The organism is Streptomyces boninensis, from assembly GCF_048572725.1.
Taxonomy (GTDB): domain Bacteria; phylum Actinomycetota; class Actinomycetes; order Streptomycetales; family Streptomycetaceae; genus Streptomyces; species Streptomyces boninensis.
This window is the reverse complement of record NZ_CP183837.1, coordinates 8564309-8581784: the sequence shown is the minus strand read 5'-3', so window position 1 is coordinate 8581784 and position 17476 is coordinate 8564309. Positions and strand designations below refer to the sequence as shown.

Below are 17476 nucleotides of genomic sequence, written 5' to 3'. Positions count from 1 at the left end.
GTGACCGCACAGCACAAAAGGCAGCAGTACGGCCGGCCGGTGGTACCCGTGCGAGGGGAGGCGCGCCCGCTGGGGCTGGCCGAGATCGCCCTCACCGGCGGCTTCTGGGCCAAGCTGCAGCAGACCAACGCCGCCGCGACGCTCGCCCATTGCGAGGAGTGGATGGAGCGTCTCGGGTGGCTGGGGAACTTCGACCGGGTGGCGGAGGGGACGACCGGGCCTGACCGGCCGGGCTGGTCCTTCTCGGACTCGGAGGTCTACAAGCTGCTCGAAGCGCTCGCCTGGGAGTACGGCCGCACCGCCGATCCGGTGCACGGCGCGGCGGTGCGGCGGCTGACGGCGCGTATCGCCCGCGCTCAGGAGTCGGACGGGTACGTGAACACGGCGTTCGGCCACCCGGGGCGGCCTGCGCGCTACAGCGACCTGGAGTTCGGGCATGAGCTGTACTGCACCGGGCATTTGCTGCAGGCGGCGGTGGCGCGGCTGCGCACGTATGGCGAGGACGAGCTGACGGCGGTGGCGCGGCGGGCGGCGGATCATGTGTGCGAGGCCTTCGGAGCCTCGGGGCGGCAGGACATCTGCGGGCATCCGGAGATCGAGGCGGGGCTGGCGGAGCTGGGCCGGGCGCTGGGTGAGCCGCGGTACGTGGAGCAGGCGCGGGTCTTTGTCGAGCGGCGGGGGCACGGGCGGCTGACGGAGGTCCCGTTCGGGATCGGCGGCGCCGCGTACTTCCAGGACGACGAGCCGGTGCGGGAGTCGGGCAGTTGGCGCGGCCATGTCGTACGCCAGCTGTACCTGGCCGCCGCGGCGGTGGACGTGGCGGTGGAGACGGGCGACGAGGAGCTGCTGGCGGCGGTGGCGGCCCAGTGGTCGCACGCGGTGTCCCGCCGCACATACCTCACCGGCGGCATGGGCTCCCGCCACCAGGGCGAGGCCTTCGGCGACGACTGGGAGCTGCCGTCGGACCGCGCGTACTGCGAGACGTGCGCGGGGGTGGCATCGGTGATGGTGTCGTGGCGGCTGTATCTGGCGACGGGCGACCTGAAATACGCGGACCTGATGGAGCGCACCTTCTACAACGTCATCGCCACCTCACCGCGCTCGGACGGCCGGGCGTTCTTCTACGCCAACCCGCTGCAGCAGCGCGCGCCGGGACCGGCGGCAGACGACGGGGAGGTGAGCCGGCGGGCGGAGGGCGGCACGCGGGCGGCGTGGTTCGACGTGTCCTGCTGCCCGACGAACGTGGCGCGGACGCTGGCGACTTGGCATACGTATCTGGCCACGACGTCCGGCGACCGGGAGCTGACTCTGCTGCAGTACGCGGACGCCAGTATCGACACGAGGCTGGGCGATGGCAGCACGCTGGCCCTCGACGTGGAGACGGCGTATCCGGACGACGGCTTGATCACGGTACGTATCCAGGAGGCGCCCGCCGGTCCGGTGCGGCTGCGGCTGCGCGTACCGGCGTGGGCGGCGGAGGGCGCCTGGCTGGAGGAGGGCGGCCGGCGCCACCCAGCTGCCCCTGGCGCGGCGACCGTGGACCGGCCGCTGGTGGTCGGCGAGGAACTCCGCCTCCACCTCCCCATATCCCCGCGCTACACCTGGCCCGACCCCCGCATCGACGCCCTCCGCGGCTGTGTGGCGGTGGAACGCGGCCCGTTGGTCCTGTGCGCGGAGTCCGTCGACCTGCCGTCCGGCCGTACCTTGGACGCCCTCGAGGTCGACACGACCACACCCCCGCGGGACGACGCGGGCGGCACGGTCATCCGCGCGACGACGCCTGCCCCCACCGCGGCGGATGCCGACTGGCCGTACGGCACCGACCACCCGGCCGGAAAGGCGGCGGCAGGCCACACTGACCTCCCCCTGGTCCCGTACCACCACTGGGCAGAACGCGGCCCCTCAGCCATGCGCATCTGGCTCCCGGCCTTGCGCGGCACGGACGCCTGTTAGCCTCCCGCGCAGGGAACCGCTTCCCGGAACGAAGGGGAGTCACCTCGCATATGGCCCGCAAGAACACCCGGCCCGACGGCCGGCACACCATCCGCGACGTCGCGGCCCGCGCGGGGGTCTCGCCCTCGACCGTCTCGCGGGTGCTCGGCGGCGAGTACCCGGTCAGCGAGGACACCCGTAGCCGGGTGATGCGCGCGGTGTCCGCCCTCGATTACGTCGCGGACGCCCGTGCCAAGGCGGTCGCGGGCGCGGGCACCCCCACCCTCGCCTTCGTCCTGGACGACATCACCGGCCCGTCCTTCGCGCTGATGGCGCAGGGCGTGGAGCGGGAGGCCAAGCGCCTGGGCCACCTGTGCCTGGTCTGCAGCACGGACGGCGACGACGCGCAGCAGCTGGCCTTCGTCGACATGATGCGGGCGCAGCGGGCGGCGGCCGTGATCCTGGTCGGCGGTGCGGGCGATACGCCGTCGCACCATGCACGCATGGCGAAGATGGCGCATGCGCTGCAAGGGGCCGGGTCGCGGCTGGTGCTGTGCGGCCGCCCGCCGCTGGAGGGACAGGACGCGCCGCCGGTGACCGTCATCGAATACGACAACGAGAGCGGCGCCCACGCCCTCACCACCCACCTGCTGGCCAAGGGCCACCGCCGCATCCTGCTGCTGGGCGGCGCCCCGGACAACGCCACCCAGCGCGGCCGCGAGCGCGGCTACCTCGCGGCGCACGAGGCATACGGCGTCACCCCGGACCCGGCGCTGCGGCTTCAGGGCGACTTCACCCGGGACAGCGGCTACGGCCTGATGCGGCGCGCGCTGGAGGGAGACGGCCGCCCCGGCTTCACGGCGGTCTTCGCGGCGACGGACATGGTCGCTTCAGGCGCCCTGACCGCGCTGCGCGAGGCCGGGCTGTCCGTACCGGACGACGTCTCCCTCGTCGGCTACGACGACATCCCGCTGGCCCGCGACCTCCACCCGACGCTGACCACGGTCCACGTCCCGTACCAGGAGCTCGGCCGCCTCGCGGTCGACACGGCGATCAACCGCTCCCCGGACGCGCCGGACGAGCACCTGCTGGTCGGGACGCATGTGGTGGTACGGAACTCGGTGGCGGCGCCGCGGAGCGGGGGGCGGGGCTAACTCCGCTCTAGAAACCGGTTGTTGCGGGATGCCGGAGAGCAGCCGTCGTGAGCGGGACTGGAAATTCAGTTGGCCGGCGGTCCGCGGCAGGCCCGGTCGTCCGCGCCGGCGCACCGCCTCCCCCGCCCACCGCCCCGACCGGCTTTTCAGCGTTTAGCAGCCGGATTTCAGGCTTTGCCGCCACCCCTCCTGCCCCACCTTGCTCCGCTCCCGCGCTCGGCGGACAGTGCCCGCCAGCCCCACCTCACGCCACCCCTCCCGGTGAAGGAGCGAACCGTGAAGAGACGCATCCGGACCGTCCTGACGGCCCTCGGCGCGGCGGTCGCCGTCGTCTGCGCCGTGCTCCCGGCAGGCAGCGCAGGCGCCGCACCCGCGGATGACCGGAAGCCCGGCCTCGCCGAACTCGTTCGCGGCGCCATGGAGCAGCAGCACGGCGCCCAGGCGCGGCAGAGCTACGGGCAGCCCGCCGCCGCGCGGCTCAAGGTCCTGGTCGAGCCGCAGCGCTGGTCCGCCGACCGGGCGTGGACCTTCGGGAGTTCGGCCTTCCTGATCCCCCGCGGCGTCGAGGGCTCCCCCGTGGTCTCGCTCTTCGTGGCCCGGCGTACCGACACCGGCGGCTGGCAGGTCGGCCTGCAGGGCACCCCGGCCTTCGCCGCCCTCTCGCACGACGCCCCCACCGCCGTGGTCAAGAATTCCGAGCGCGCCCCCTTCGCCCGCACCACCGCCCCCCGCCCGGCATCCGCCGCCACCGGCCTCTCCCTCCCCTGGCAGCAGAACAAGGGCTGGGCCCACTGGGGCGTGCACGGCAACAGCGGCTCGTCCCGCCCGTACAACTCGATCGACTTCTACGGCGGCGACGGCAACGTCCGCGCCTCCCGCGCCGGGACGATGTACCGGCACTGCGCGAGCGGCGGCAGCTGGCCGTACCTCACGGTGATGCACGACAACGGCTACACGACCGGCTACTACCACCTGCGCGACACCACCAATAAGCCCTCCGGCAGCGCGGTCGCGCACGGCGAATACCTCGGCCGGATAGCCGAGGAGCTGCCCTGTGGCGGCTCGGCCAATGGCGACCACACCCACTGGACCCTGTGGTCCGGCGCGAGCGGCAACACGCCGGTCGCCGTGCAGGGCAAGGAGATCGGCGGCTGGACCTGGTGGGAGGGCGCGTCCGCCTATGCGGGTTACGCGCAGCGCGGCAGCACGCGCATCTACCGCAACGCCTGCTGCAACCTGGTCAATTACGGGGGCGGCGGCACCCCGGGCAAGATCTTCGAGAACGCGGACAACGTCAGCATCCCCGACCAGGGCACGGCCGAGTCGGCCATCACGGTCAGCGGCATCTCCGGCAATGCGCCCAAGTCCCTCTCCGTCTTCCAGGACATCCACCACACCTGGCGCGGCGACCTGGAGCTCGACCTCCTCGGCCCGAGCGGCCGCGCCTACCGGCTGCGCGCCGCCGACCCCGACGACGACGGCGACGTGATCCACGAGACGGACGCGGTGGACGCGTCATCGGAGACCGCGAATGGTGTGTGGAAGCTGCGGGCGCGGGACACCTCCGTGAACGACAGCGGCAATATCGACGCGTGGAGCCTCACCTTCTGACGCGCCCTCGACTGCGTCCGCGCCCCCGGGTACCTTCGTCCTGGTCCCGGGGGCGCCGACGTATGCCGTCAGGAGGAACCCCGCCATGGTGACCCGCACGCCCCCCGCACCCCGCCCCGGACGCCCCGACGCCCACGCCCACGCGCTCCAATCCGGCTCCTTCGCCGATGCCTTACGCGCCGCCATCAGGGCCCGCGGCCTCAGCCTCGACCGGCTGCACGCCCGGCTCGCCGAGCGCGGCCTCCACGTCAGCCTGGCCAGCCTCTCCAACTGGCAGCGCGGCCGCTGCCGCCCGGAGCGCGCCCAGTCGCTGCACGCCGTGCGCGCCCTGGAGCAGATCCTCGACCTGCCGCCCGACTCCCTGGTCGCGCTGCTCGGCCCGCCGCGGCCGCGCGGCCGGTGGGTGCGTACGGTCCCGGGGGCGCTGTCGTACGACGACGTCTCCCCGGTGCCCGAGAGCGTCGGCCGGCTGCTCGGCCAGATCGAGAACACCGCGGACGGCCAGCTGGAGTGGCTGAGCTGCCACGAGCGCTTCCAGGCCGGGCCCGACCGCGCCGAACGCAGCATCCACACCCGCCTGGTCTTCCGCGCCAGGACCGACGGCGTCGACCGCCACGTGGCGGTCCACCACAACGAGCTCGGCCGCCTCCCCGACCTGCACCACTCCTCGTACTGCCGCACCGGCCGCATGCGCACGGACCCGGACGCCGGCGTCACCGCCGTGGAGCTGCTCTTCGAGCGGCCGCTGCGGCGCGGGGAGACGCATGTCGTGGAGTACGAGTTCGGCTACGAGGCGGGCGGGCCGCAGGCCACGTACTACCACCGCTGGTTCCGCTTCCCGGCCCACGAGTACGTGCTCCAGGTCCAGTTCGACCCGGCGGCCCTCCCCACCCGCTGCTACCGCGCCTGGCAGCCCAACACCACCGCCCCGGCCACCGACGTCGAGGAGCTGCGGCTGACGGGCTGGGATCAGGTGCACTTGGCGGAGGTGGAGGTCCGGCCCGGCGTGCACGGCATCCGGTGGGAGTGGGACTAGCGCGGCCGTCACCGCACCTTGAGCACCAGCTTTCCGGTCGTCCTGCCGGTCTCGCCGAGTTCGTGGGCCTTGGCCGCGTCGGCCAGGTCGAAGGTGCCGGCGATCTCGGCGCGGAGCTTTCCGTCGGCGGCCAGGCCGGCGATCGCCGTCATGCCGGCGTGGTCGTCCTCGACGATCATGACCGCGACCCGTACGCCCAGCCGGTCCGCCTCCTCCAGCAGGGCCGCATTGCCCTCGTCGCGGCGGAGGGAGATCAGGGTGCCGCCCGGGCGGATGCTGCGGAGGGAGCGGCGGGCGTGCTCGCTGCCCTGGGCGTCCACGATGATGTCGGCGTCGCGGACGGCCTCGGCGGGGTCGGTGGTGCGGTAGTCGATGACCTCGTCGGCGCCCAGGCCGCGTACGAAATCGTGCTTGGGGGCGCTGGCGGTGCCGATGACGTAGGCGCCGTGGGCCTTCGCGATCTGTACGGCGAGGTGGCCGACGCCGCCCGCCGCCGCGTGGATCAGGACGCGCCGGCCCGCGGTGACCCCGGCCGTGTCGACGAGTGCCTGCCAGGCGGTCAGCGCGGCCAGCGGGAGCGCGCCCGCCTGTACGTGGTCGAGGGCGGCCGGCTTGGGCGCGAAGGAGCGGGCTGGGCCCGTCACGTACTCGGCGTGCGAGCCGGCTCCGTGCGGGTACGGGAGCATGCCGAAGACCTCGTCGCCCGGCTTGAAGAGGGTGACGCCGACGCCGACCGCCTCGACCACGCCGGAGACGTCCCAGCCGAGCACGAAGGGTGGCTCGGGGAGGAAGAGTCCGGGGATGCCGCGGTGCTTCCAGTCGGTGGGGTTGACCCCGGCGGCGTGCACCTGGACCAGGACTTCGCCGACCGTGGGCGTGGGGCGCGGGAGCCGGACCTCCTTGAGCACCTCGGGGCCGCCGAGGGCGTCCTGGCTGATTGCGCGCATGGTGATGGTGTCGTTCATGGGTACCAGGCTGCCTCCCGCCGGCCCGGAGCGGCAGTGGCACGAATGCCATTCACCGATATGATCGTGCCATGCGCCATCGTGCCCTGCGTCATCGTGTCGTCGTCCTCGCCCTCGACGGGGTCTATCCCTTCGAGCTCGGCATCCCCAAGCGCGTCTTCGGCAGCGCGGAGGAGCACTACGAGGTGGTCACCTGCAGCGCCGACGGCGGCCCGGTCCGCACCACCGCGGACTTCTCGGTCACTGTCGCGCACGGCCCGGAGGCGCTGCGGACCGCCGACACGGTCGTCATCCCGCCGTACGAGTCCGAGCCGGCCTCGGCCGACCTCCCGGCGCCGGTCAGGGACGCGCTGGCGGAGATCCGGCCCGGCGCCCGCATCGTGTCGATCTGCACCGCCGCCTTCGCGATCGCCGCGGCCGGGCTGCTGGACGGGCGGCCCGCCACCACGCACTGGGTGAAGGCGGCCCGGTTCCGGGAGCTGTTTCCGCAGGTGCGGCTGGACGCGGACGTGCTCTTCATCGATGACGGCGACATCCTCACCTCGGCCGGGGCCGCGTCCGGCGTCGACGTCTGCCTGCACCTGATCCGCAAGGACCACGGCAGCGAGGTCGCGAACCACGTCGCCCGCCGCTGCGTGGTGCCGCCGTGGCGGGACGGCGGGCAGGCGCAGTACATCGAGCGGCCGGTGCCGGAGCCGGAGGCGGCCGGGACCGCGGCGACCAGGGAGTGGGCGCTCGGGCGGCTGGACACGGCGCTGACGCTGACCGATCTCGCCGGCCACGCCCGGATGAGCCTGCGGACGTTCGCCCGCCGCTTCAATGACGAGGTCGGGATGAGCCCCGGCCGGTGGCTGATCCAGCAACGGGTGTCACGGGCGCAGCAGTTGCTGGAGGCCAGCGACCTGCCGGTGGAGCAGATCGCGGGCCGGGTGGGCTTTGCCACCGCCGCGTCGCTGCGCCAGCACCTGCATGCGGCGATCGGGGTCTCGCCGCAGGCGTACCGGCGGACGTTCCAGGCCGCGGGCGCCGTCGACGGCCGGAGCACTCACCCGAAAGCGCCGCTGTAGGCATTGAGCGCCGGCTGCCCGCCGAGATGCGCGTACAGGACGTTCGAGCCGCGCGGGATGTCCCCGGAGCGTACGAGGTCGACGAGGGCGGCCATCGACTTGCCCTCGTACACGGGGTCCAGGATCACGCCCTCCAGGCGGCCGACGAGCTCGATCGCCGCGATAGTGGATTCGACGGGGATTCCGTACGCGTCACCGGCCCAGCCCTCCAGCAGGACGATCTCGTCGTCGGTCAATTCCCGGTCGACGCCGATGAGTTCGGCGGTATTGCGGGCGATCTTCGCCACCTGCGACCGGGTCTCCGGGAGCTTGGCCGACCCGTCGATGCCCAGGATCCGGCGCGGGCGCTGCTGGGCGGCGAAGCCCGCAATCATGCCGGCCTGGGTGCTGCCGGTGACGCTGCAGACGACGATGGTGTCGAAGAAGATGCCGAGTTCGGCCTCCTGCCGCTCCACCTCCGCCGCCCAGTTCGCGAAGCCGAGGCCGCCCAGCGGGTGGTCGGAGGCGCCGGCCGGGATGGCGTACGGGGTGCCACCGGCGGCGCGCACGTCCTCCAGGGCCTGCTGCCAGCTGTCCTTGATGCCGATGCCGAAGCCGGCCTGCACCAGGCGCACGTCGGCGCCCATGATGCGGGACAGCAGGATGTTGCCGACCTTGTCGTTCACCGGGTCCGGCCAGTCGACCCAGCTCTCCTGGACCAGGACGGCGCGCAGGCCGGCGCGGGCGGCGACGGCGGCCACCTGACGGGTGTGATTGGACTGCACGCCGCCGATGCTGACCAGGGTGTCGGCGCCCTGGGCGAGGGCGTCGGGCAGCAGGTACTCCAGTTTGCGGGTCTTGTTGCCGCCATAGGCGAGGCCGCTGTTGCAGTCCTCCCGTTTGGCCCAGATCCGGGCACCGCCGAGGTGGCCGGTGAGCCGGTCGAGCGGATGGACGGGGCTGGGTCCGAAGAGCAAGGGGTATCGGTCGAAGTCGTCAAGCGGCATCTGCGGCTGGCTCCTCTGCTCTTCTTGTCGGTTATCAGTCCGCCCTCCCCCGGCATTCCTCCTTGGGGGCGCCCGCGGGCCAGACCAGCTTCTTGAACCTGATGCCCCTTTCCTCGAGGTCCAGCCGGGCGACGACGATCGCCTTATTGATCGGCAGCCCGTCATTGTCCAGGCAGATCCAGCCGCTGGCTCCGGGCACCGGATGCTTGCCGTGGAGACGCTTCCAGGCGTCCCTGACCTCATCCGCGGAGGGGATCTCCTCGCCGGTGGTGCGGATGCCTTCGATGGCGGTGAGCGCGGAGTCGTAGATCGTGATGGTGCGCCCGTCGTCCAGGCTGGTCGGGCCGATGTTCTCGGTCTTGACCCTGCCGTCCACCAGCTTCTCGAGGTTGTCGAAATCCCGCGGGGAGCCTCCGTACGGCGGCGGCTTTCGGCCCGCTCCGTCCTTCCAGGCGTTCTTGTGGGCGACGGTGGTGTACTCGACGGCTACGTTGGCGCGCTGCAGCTCTTCCCATTTTATGGCGCCCTCGACAGAGGTGAGGGTCGATGCGCCCGAGACCGAGATGACGGTGATGTGGCGCTCGCTGCAGGTCCGGCCGATGAGCGCGTTGAGGAGGTAGGAGAGCTGCCGCGGGCGCCCGGCGAAGAACACGGTGTCCGCCGCCACCGGCTTGGCGCCTTCCGTACGAGCACCGCACAGCTCGGTCACCATGCGCGTGAAGTCACCCTCGTCCGCATTGCCGCCGTCGAACTCCTCGGGAGGGTATGGCGTCCCTTTGGTCACCTTCTCGTACGCCGCGATCAGGTCCCTCGCGTAGATGTCCTTTGCCGCGGTGTCCACCATCCTGAAGGCGGTCTCCGGCTTCACGCCGTGCTCCTTCTTGATGGCCATCGCCTGTTCCAGGTTGTCAGGGGTGATCTTCACCAGCCCCGGAAAGCGGCCCTTCTTGTATCTGTTGGAGAGGGTGTCAGCCGTGATGGGGCCGCCGACCACGGGAAGGCGCTTGTCGTTGGTCAGATAGTCGATCGTCTCTTCGGTGCGCTTCACGCTCAGGTTGAATCCGAAGACGGCGCGCAGATTGTGCTTCTTGTCGCCCTCCCATTTATCGAGGTCGTTGGACACGTCCTCCCAATGAGCCATCTCGCGACCGGGGTTGGCCAGCGCCAGCCGGATCAAGGTCTTGCTCCCGGTTCTCGGCTTGTCCGCGCCCTTCTCCTGGAGATCATTCGCATTGCGCACCGCGAGATACGCGCCCTGCACTTCCCGCAGGACCTGGCGCGGGGTCAGGTTGGGGTCGTCTTCGGCCGGCACCATGGGAATCATCAGAGCGATGGTGACGTACGACCGGCCGTCGTCCTCCACCGCTTGATTCAGCTCCTCCACCTGCCGCATGACGGGCTGGAGTTCCTCGATGAACGGCTTGTCATCCGCCCCGGCGGTGACGCCGTAGCACTCGCTGGTCTCCGCGTCCCATGAGAGCCCGGCCGCGCAGCGCGGCTCGTCCTCCAGCAGGTTCGAGATCCCCCAGCCCGCCAAGGCGAGCAGCCCCGCACCCAGCGCAGCCGCCAGCGCGACCAGCCGCTTCTTGATGTACGGCGGCTTCCTCCGCCACCACCGGCGCAGTCGCTCGCGTCTGCCGATTCGGTCACCGGCCATGGCTATCGTCCTCCGTCGTGGACGGGCAGGTCCGGTGCCTGCTTCCCGTGCACCAGGGCGTTCTCCCAGCCGCTCTTGGCATGGCTGTACGCGTTGATCATGCTGGTGTGCTGCCGGTCCGCGCTGACGCCCGACGCCAGGGTGTGCAGCAGCCTGCGCAGCAGGTCTGTCTCGGTCGAACCACGGGTCGGTTTGGGGGCCAGCGGCGACGAGAGCTCTCGCACGCACTCCACCAGTGTGCGCAGGGCATCATGCACCTCCCGCGTCCCGTGGTCCTTGCACTCCGCACACTGCGGGCCGGGGCCGGGCGGGCGCGGCGCCGGGGTCGAAGGGCCGTCGGGTGCGGCCGCGATGATGTTGATCTCGCGCAGCACCTGCGCCGGCGGACGCTTCGCGTAAAGCCGGTGCAGCGCCGGCATCACGGTCGAATCGAGCTCCCCGCGGGCGAGCGCGTGGTGGAGCCGGAACGCATGGGGTGAGACCGCGAGGGGCGGTGCGGGGGTCAGGCCCGCGTCCGCGTCGTAGTGGCCGCCCAATACGTCGTGGATGTTGTGCCAGACTTGACTCCCTGCACCCCTCAGCCGGTGCAGCAAAACCGTGCGCAGCGCCCGGTCCGTGATCAGCGGCCCACGCCCCAGCTCCTTCGGCCAGGGTGCGCGGCGCCAGTGGTCCCGCCGTAACGCCGCGATCCGGACCTCCGGCGCGGCCGCGTCCGCGCCTCTCTCGTGGGGTGCCCGGCCCAGCAGCAGCCACGTGGCGGCCGATTCGTCGAGGGCCGCGGCGGCCTGTGGCGCCAGCTCGCGCAGCGCCGGGTCCGGCAGCAGGTCGAGCAGCAACTGCTCGGCCACGGTCGGGACATCGTCGCCCCGGGCACCCGGGGCCGGCAGATCCAGCAGCCGACCGGGAAGCTCGTCTGCGGGCAACCCGTCGGCCAGCCATCCCGCTGCCGCCGCCGCGAGGACGAGGGCGTTTCCCGTACGTCCCCCCGACAGCCGGCCGATGAGGGTCTTGAGCCGGGCGGTGATCACCTCGGCGGCCCGGTCCGCGGTGGTGTCGTAGCCGTGGTCGCGCAGCATGTTCTCGATGTCGTCGGCGGACACCGCCGGTATTCCGAACCGCAGCAGCCAGGTTACGGGCGGCGCGAGATCCGGGCTCCGCCACGGCTCGGTGCGGGTCGCCGGGGTCAGGGAGCCGGCGCTGCCGCTGCCGAGCGAGGTGGCCAGCACCGTGGGGTTCATCGTCCGCCGCCGCCCGTGCTGCGTGCCGAAGAGGCCGGAGCAGGGCCGCAGCCAGCGCTTGCGCAGCTCGTCGTCGATGTTGTCCAGCAGGATCAGCGGCGGGTGCCTGCTCTTCCGCAGTCGTCGGCCGTACGCGGCGTCGATGTCGGCGAGGAACGCCGCGATCAAGTGGTGTTCCGCTGCTTCCCGCTGGTCACCCACACTGCGGAACTGCTGCGCGAGGTCAAAGAGTTTCCTGATCGGCGGGTCGAGTCCGGGCAGCCTTTCGCCCCACCATTTGTGGTCGTCGCCGCCCTTTCCCGCGGACCAGGCCCGTAAGGTCTGCTGCGCGGCGGTGAGGATGTCGCCGACGGCGGGCACCGGCACAATATGGCCGAGGATCTGCCCGGCGGCAGCGAGCCAGGCATCCACCGCGGCACGGACGAGTTCGTCGCGCTCGCTCACCGTGCCTTCCCGGAGCAGGCGTAATTTCTGCTGGAGTTCGGCTTCCGCTTCGATGAGCTGGTCCGGAAGCTCGAAATCGGCCTCGTCCTCGTCCGCCTCCGAGCGGCGCCAGGCGCTGACGACGTAAAGCGCGGTCGACACCCGGCGGAACTCCAGGGTCTGTCCGCCCCTCCCCTGCCGCGCGAGCTGCTGACCGTCGAGTCGGCGTATCAGCGCGTAGAGGACGTTCGTGACCGGGGAGGAATGCCGCTGGTCCAGGCGCTCGCGTTCCTCGAGTTCGGACGCGCTGTACGGGGCCTGGCCGAGATCTGCGTACACGGTGGGCACCAGGTCGCGGTATGCCTCGTGCAGCATGCGCAACAGCCGGGTTTTGCCGCTCGCCCGGTCACCGGTCAGCTCGACGACCGGATTGCCGGCGGGAAAAGGCGAATCCACCCAGGCCTCGTCCTCCGCCTCCAGCCCGATCAGGGAAGGTGCGAGCGTACGGTGCACATAGTCGAGGTTGTACAACGCCGTCACAGGTGACCCCCGTTGGCCGTTGACACGACGCAAAGACTGGCACAGCGGCGTCTCGACCGTACATACCGTTATGCGCCAGCCCTGGACGACGGCTGACGCCGCCCGTTACTGCTCGAAGGCCCTGAGCAGGTCCGCCGCCACGCTCACCGCGATCGTGGCCGGCTCCTTGCCGGTGATCTCCGGCAGGCCGATCGGGGTCTTGATCCGGTCGATCGTGGCGTCGTCATGACCGCCCTCGGTGGCCAGCCGCTTGCGGAAGCGGGTCCACTTGGCCGCCGAGCCGATCAGGCCGATCGAGCCGAGACCTTCCGTACGCAGCGCCGCATCGCACAGCGCCGCGTCCTCCGCGTGGTCGTGCGTCATGATCAGGACGTGGGTGCCGGGGGCCAGCTCCTCCAGCACCTGCTCCGGGAGGAGGCGCGTGCGGTGGACGTGGACCTCTGCCACCGTATCCGCCGTGAGCACGCCGAGGCGCTCGTCGGTGAGCATGTCGGGGCGGGTGTCGATCAGGTGCAGGTCGAGCTCGTGGCGGGACAGGATGCGGGCCAGCTCCAGGCCCACGTGCCCGACGCCGAAGATCGCCACCGCCGGGACCACGGGCAGCGGTTCGAGCAGTACGGTGACGACGCCGCCGCAGCATTGCACGCCGTGCTCGTTGTTGACCTTGTCGTTGAGCGCGAACTCCATCAGCTCCGGCTCCGCGTCCGGCGTGCCGATCAGCTCGCGGGCCCGGTCGATGGCGACGGCCTCGATGTTGCCGCCGCCTATGGAGCCCCACGCCTCGGCCTGGCCCACGACGAGCTTGGCGCCGGCCTTGCGGGGCGCGTGGCCGCGCACGGCCGCGACGGTCACGAGCACGCCGGTCTCCCGGCGGGCCCGCAACCGCGCGACCGCGGCTACCCACGTCATGTCAGGCATTGCTCAATGCGCTTGCGTCCGCAGGCGCCCCCGCGCCCGCCCGGCGAGCCGCGTCGAGGGCCCAGAACACCGCCTCCGGCGTCGCCGGGGACGCCAGGTCCACGCTCACACCGGCCGGGCCGAACTCCGCGGCGGCCTGCCGCAGCGCCTCCCGTACCGAGAACGCCAGCATCAGCGGCGGCTCGCCGACCGCCTTGGAGCCGTAGACCGCGCCCTCTTCGGTGGCGTTCTCCAGCAGCGTGACGTTGAACTCCTCGGGCATCTCCGAGAAGCTCGGCAGCTTGTACGTGGACGCCGCCTGCGTCTGCAGCCGGCCGCGGTTCGGGCCGTCGCTGGTGTCCCAGCGCAGGTCCTCCAGCGTCAGCCAGCCGGCGCCCTGCACGAAGCCGCCCTCGACCTGGCCGATGTCGATCATCGGGGAGAGGCTGTCGCCGACGTCGTGCACGATGTCGACGCGGCGGATGCGGTACGCGCCGGTGAAGCCGTCCACCTCGACCTCGGTCGCGGCGGCGCCGTAGGCGAAGTACTTGAACGGCGAGCCGTGGAAGGACTTGGCATCCCAGTGCAGCCCTTCCGTGCGGTAGTAGCCCGCCGCCGACAGCTGGACGCGCTGGAAGTACGCGGTGCGCACCAGGTCGTCCCAGGCGAGCTCCTTGTCGGAGCCGAGGGAGCGGGCGACGCCCTCGACGATGCGTACGTCCGAGGCATTCGAGCCCAGCTGCGAGGCGGCCACCTGCAGCAGCCGGCCGCGCAGCTGCTCGCAGGCGTTCTTGATGGCGCCGCCGTTGAGGTCGGCGCCCGAGCTGGCCGCCGTCGCCGAGGTGTTGGGGACCTTGTCCGTACGGGTCGGGGCGAGGCGGACCTTCTCCAGCGGGATGCCGAGGGTGGTCGCGGCGACCTGCAGCATCTTGGTGTGCAGGCCCTGGCCCATCTCCGTACCGCCGTGGTTGATCAGGACGGAGCCGTCCTTGTAGATCAGCACCAGGGCGCCGCCCTGGTTGAAGGCGGTGAGGTTGAAGGAGATGCCGAACTTGATGCCGGTGATCGCGATCGCGCGCTTGGTGTTCGGGTGGGCGGCGTTGAAGGCCGCGATCTCGCGCTTGCGGTCGGCGATGCCGCCGTTCTCCTCCACCTGCTGCCAGGTGACGGCGATCCGCTCGGGGTGGTTGACGGGCTGGCCGTACGGGGTCTCCTGGCCCTGGCCCGGCTGGTAGAAGTTGCGCTTGCGCAGCTCCGCCGGGTCGAGGCCGAGCTTCGGTGCGACCTGGCCGAGGATGTCCTCGATCACCAGCATGCCCTGGGGGCCGCCGAAGCCGCGGAAGGCGGTGTTGGAGACCGTGTTGGTCTTGGCGATCCGGCCGGCGACGCGGGCGTTGGGGATCCAGTACGTGTTGTCGATGTGGCACAGGGCGCGGGCCAGCACCGGCTCGGACAGGTCGAGGCTCCAGCCGCCGTCGGCGGTGAGGGTGGCGTCGAGGGCCTGGATGCGGCCTTCGGCGTCGAAGCCGATCTTCCAGGTGGCGTTGAAGCCGTGCCGCTTGCCGGACATCGTCAGGTCCTGGGTCCGGGTGAGCCGGAAGCGGACCGGGCGGCCGGTGAGCTTGGCGCCGAGCGCGGCGATGGCGGCGAAGCCGTGCGGCTGCATCTCCTTGCCGCCGAAGCCGCCGCCCATGCGCAGGCACTGCACGGTGACCTCGTGCGAAGGAACGCCGAGGACGTGCGCGACGATCTCCTGGGTCTCCGAGGGGTGCTGGGTGCTGCTCTGGATGAAGAGCTGCCCGTTCTCGTCGACCTGGGCGAGCGCGGCGTGCGTCTCCAGGTAGAAGTGCTCCTGCCCGGCGAAGGTGAAGTCGCCGGTGAAGACGTGCGCGGAGTCGGCGAAGCCGGCGTCGATGTCGCCGGTGGTCATCAGCGGCTTGGCGCCGTGGTAGCTCTCGGCGGCGATCGCGTCCTGCAGGGTGATGAGGGACGGCTGCTCGTCCAGCTCGACCTCGACGGCGGCGGCGCCGATACGGGCCGCCTCGATCGTCTCGCCGAGCACCCAGGCGACCGCGTGGCCGTGGAACATGACCTCGTCGGGGAAGAGCGGCTCGTCGTGCTTCATGCCGGCGTCGTTGAGGCCGGGCACGTCGGCGCCGGTGAGGACGCGGACGACGCCGTCGATCGCGAGCGCGGGCTCGGTGTTGAGCTTGGTGATCCGGCCGTGCGCCTTCATCACCTGGACCGGGTAGGCGTGCAGCACGTCCTTGGTGCGCTGCACCAGGTCGTCGGTGTACAGCGCGTGGCCGGTGACGTGCAGATTGGCAGCCTCGTGCGGGAGCGGGAGGCCTACGACCGGCTTCTCGGGGATCTCGGACAGATGGCTCATGACGGCACCGCCTCGGTGGTCTGCGCGTACAGCTTGAGCAGGCTCTGGCCGAGCATCGCGGAGCGGTACTCGGAGCTGGCCCGGTGGTCGTTCATCGGCGTGCCCTGGGCCTGGAGCACCTGGGCCGCGGCCTCGACGTTCTCGGCCGTCCAGGCCTTGCCCTCCAGGGCCTCCTCGACGGCGAGGGCGCGGATCGGGGTGGCGGCCACGCCGCCGAGGCCGATGCGGGCCTTCCGTACGACACCGTCCTGGATGTCGAGCGCGAAGCCGACCGCGACGCTGGAGATGTCGTCGAAGCGCCGCTTGGCGATCTTGTGGAAGGCGACCGTCTGCGACAGCGGCAGCGGGATCCGTACGGCACGGATCAGCTCGTCCGGGCGGCGGACGCTCTGCCGGTAGCCGGTGAAGTAGTCGGCGAGGGGGACCTCGCGCTCGCCGTCGGCGTCCGCGAGGAGCAGCGACGCCTCCAGGGCGAGGAGCACGGGCGGGGTGTCGCCGATGGGCGAGCCGGTGCCGAGGTTGCCGCCGATGGTGGCGCCGTTGCGGATCAGCCGGGACGCGAACTGCGGGAACAGCTCGGCCAGCAGCGGCACGCTGCCGTCCAGCTTGCGCTCGATCTCGGTGAGGGTGACGGCCGCGCCGATCTCGATGTGGTCGTCCCCGACGCGCAGCTCGCGCAGCTCGGGCAGCCGGTCGATGGCGACGACGAGGTCGTCGCGGCGGGAGCGGATGTTGACCTCGACGCCGTAGTCGGTGCTGCCGGCGACGAGGACCGCCTCGGGGCGGTCGCGGAGCAGCTGCGTGGCCTCGGCGAGGGTGGCGGGGCGGACGAAGGTGCGCTCGCCCTGGGTGTAGTCGGTGGCGACGGGCTCGGGGGCGGCCTGCTCGCGGCGCTGGGCGAGGGGGTCGTCCTCAGCGGGGGCGCCGACGGCGAAGGCGGCGTCGCGGATCGGGCGGTAGCCGGTGCAGCGGCACAGGTTTCCGCTGAGGGAGTGGAGGTCGAAGCCGTTGGGGCCGTGCTCGGCGTCGGCGTGGGCGTCGGTGCCCTCGGTCGCGGCGTCCGCGTGGCCGTTGGACTCGGCCTTCGACGAGCCACAGGGCCCGCACCGATCCGACCGGTAGTACTCGGAGGCCATGGAACAGATGAAGCCCGGCGTGCAGTAGCCGCACTGCGAGCCACCGCGGACCGCCATCTCCGCCTGCACCGGGTGCAGCGTCGGCGCCGTACCGTCCGCGCCAGGCGTGGCGAGGCCCTCGGAGGTGATGACCTCCTGGCCGTCCAGCGCCGCGGCCGGGACCAGGCAGGCGTTGACCGCGACCCAGTCGGTGGGCTTGTCCACGCCGGGCCGGGCCACCAGGACCGAACAGGCGCCGCACTCACCCTCGGCGCAGCCCTCCTTCGTCCCGGTCAGGCCGCGGTCGCGGAGGAAGTCCAGCACCGTCGTGTGGGGAGCGGCCGGAGCAATCGGCGTCTCTTTCCCGTTCACCGTGATACGCGCCGTAGTCATGGCAAATCCCCATTTCGGTGCGCGGTCGTCATGATTACCCTAGTCGCCATTTTTCGGGAGCTTTCTACTTCGG

12 protein-coding genes are annotated in these 17476 nt (G+C 71.7%); 5 read left to right on the top strand and 7 right to left on the bottom strand.

Annotated features, from left to right (window positions below; translation table 11 throughout):
• From ACNNMR_RS38620 to ACNNMR_RS38605, 4 genes are all read left to right on the top strand, one after another.
• Nucleotides 1–1953, top strand: coding sequence for a glycoside hydrolase family 127 protein (locus ACNNMR_RS38620; protein WP_419999382.1), 1953 nt, complete (start codon nucleotides 1–3; stop codon nucleotides 1951–1953).
• Between the two features lie 50 nt (nucleotides 1954–2003).
• Nucleotides 2004–3086 (top strand): LacI family DNA-binding transcriptional regulator, encoded by a 1083-nt coding sequence (locus ACNNMR_RS38615; RefSeq protein ID WP_419999381.1) that lies wholly within the window; start codon nucleotides 2004–2006, stop codon nucleotides 3084–3086.
• A 276-nt stretch (nucleotides 3087–3362) separates the two neighbouring features.
• Nucleotides 3363–4697 (top strand): proprotein convertase P-domain-containing protein, encoded by a 1335-nt coding sequence (locus tag ACNNMR_RS38610; protein ID WP_419999380.1) that lies wholly within the window; start codon nucleotides 3363–3365, stop codon nucleotides 4695–4697.
• Between the two features lie 85 nt (nucleotides 4698–4782).
• Nucleotides 4783–5733, top strand: coding sequence for a helix-turn-helix domain-containing protein (locus ACNNMR_RS38605; protein ID WP_419999379.1), 951 nt, complete (start codon nucleotides 4783–4785; stop codon nucleotides 5731–5733).
• A gap of 8 nt (nucleotides 5734–5741) precedes the next feature.
• On the opposite strand, the gene ACNNMR_RS38600 is transcribed toward ACNNMR_RS38605, so the two are convergent.
• Nucleotides 5742–6698, bottom strand: a complete 957-nt coding sequence (locus ACNNMR_RS38600; RefSeq protein WP_419999378.1) for an NADP-dependent oxidoreductase — start codon at nucleotides 6696–6698, stop codon at nucleotides 5742–5744.
• Between the two features lie 71 nt (nucleotides 6699–6769).
• Between ACNNMR_RS38600 and ACNNMR_RS38595 the strand changes: the two genes are divergently transcribed.
• Entirely contained in the window at nucleotides 6770–7765 is a 996-nt protein-coding gene (locus tag ACNNMR_RS38595; RefSeq protein WP_419999377.1) for a GlxA family transcriptional regulator, read from the top strand.
• On the opposite strand, the gene ACNNMR_RS38590 is transcribed toward ACNNMR_RS38595, so the two are convergent.
• The 6 genes from ACNNMR_RS38590 to ACNNMR_RS38565 all read right to left on the bottom strand — a co-directional run bounded on the left by ACNNMR_RS38590 (nucleotide 7744) and on the right by ACNNMR_RS38565 (nucleotide 17403).
• Entirely contained in the window at nucleotides 7744–8751 is a 1008-nt protein-coding gene (locus ACNNMR_RS38590; RefSeq protein WP_419999376.1) for a 1-aminocyclopropane-1-carboxylate deaminase, read from the bottom strand. The genes ACNNMR_RS38595 and ACNNMR_RS38590 overlap by 22 nt on opposite strands.
• A 34-nt stretch (nucleotides 8752–8785) precedes the next feature.
• The gene (locus ACNNMR_RS38585) at nucleotides 8786–10408 is read right to left on the bottom strand and encodes a hypothetical protein (RefSeq protein WP_419999375.1); all 1623 of its coding nucleotides are present in this window, start codon (nucleotides 10406–10408) and stop codon (nucleotides 8786–8788) included.
• A 2-nt stretch (nucleotides 10409–10410) separates the two neighbouring features.
• The gene (locus ACNNMR_RS38580; RefSeq protein WP_419999374.1) at nucleotides 10411–12609 is read right to left on the bottom strand and encodes a hypothetical protein; all 2199 of its coding nucleotides are present in this window, start codon (nucleotides 12607–12609) and stop codon (nucleotides 10411–10413) included.
• A 105-nt stretch (nucleotides 12610–12714) separates the two neighbouring features.
• Entirely contained in the window at nucleotides 12715–13518 is an 804-nt protein-coding gene (xdhC, locus tag ACNNMR_RS38575; protein WP_419999373.1) for a xanthine dehydrogenase accessory protein XdhC, read from the bottom strand.
• Nucleotide 13519: 1 nt separating this feature from the next.
• On the bottom strand, nucleotides 13520–15895 hold the full coding sequence (gene xdhB, locus ACNNMR_RS38570) for a xanthine dehydrogenase molybdopterin binding subunit (RefSeq protein WP_419999372.1): 2376 nt from the start codon (nucleotides 15893–15895) through the stop codon (nucleotides 13520–13522).
• Nucleotides 15892–17403: a xanthine dehydrogenase small subunit gene (locus ACNNMR_RS38565; RefSeq protein ID WP_419999371.1), complete on the bottom strand. Its 1512-nt coding sequence runs from the start codon at nucleotides 17401–17403 to the stop codon at nucleotides 15892–15894. Before ACNNMR_RS38565 ends, xdhB begins: the two co-directional genes overlap by 4 nt.
• Nucleotides 17404–17476: the final 73 nt, after the last annotated feature.

What these genes read in the sequence shown, in the direction of transcription:
- ACNNMR_RS38590 (WP_419999376.1), bottom strand. Translation starts at nt 8,751, where the DNA reads ATGCCGCTTGACGACTTCGACCGATACCCCTTGCTCTTCGGACCCAGC.
- xdhC (WP_419999373.1), bottom strand. Translation starts at nt 13,518, where the DNA reads ATGACGTGGGTAGCCGCGGTCGCGCGGTTGCGGGCCCGCCGGGAGACC.
- xdhB (WP_419999372.1), bottom strand. Translation starts at nt 15,895, where the DNA reads ATGAGCCATCTGTCCGAGATCCCCGAGAAGCCGGTCGTAGGCCTCCCG.
- ACNNMR_RS38605 (WP_419999379.1), top strand. Translation starts at nt 4,783, where the DNA reads ATGGTGACCCGCACGCCCCCCGCACCCCGCCCCGGACGCCCCGACGCC.
- ACNNMR_RS38585 (WP_419999375.1), bottom strand. Translation starts at nt 10,408, where the DNA reads ATGGCCGGTGACCGAATCGGCAGACGCGAGCGACTGCGCCGGTGGTGG.
- ACNNMR_RS38600 (WP_419999378.1), bottom strand. Translation starts at nt 6,698, where the DNA reads ATGAACGACACCATCACCATGCGCGCAATCAGCCAGGACGCCCTCGGC.
- ACNNMR_RS38565 (WP_419999371.1), bottom strand. Translation starts at nt 17,403, where the DNA reads ATGACTACGGCGCGTATCACGGTGAACGGGAAAGAGACGCCGATTGCT.
- ACNNMR_RS38595 (WP_419999377.1), top strand. Translation starts at nt 6,770, where the DNA reads ATGCGCCATCGTGCCCTGCGTCATCGTGTCGTCGTCCTCGCCCTCGAC.
- ACNNMR_RS38615 (WP_419999381.1), top strand. Translation starts at nt 2,004, where the DNA reads ATGGCCCGCAAGAACACCCGGCCCGACGGCCGGCACACCATCCGCGAC.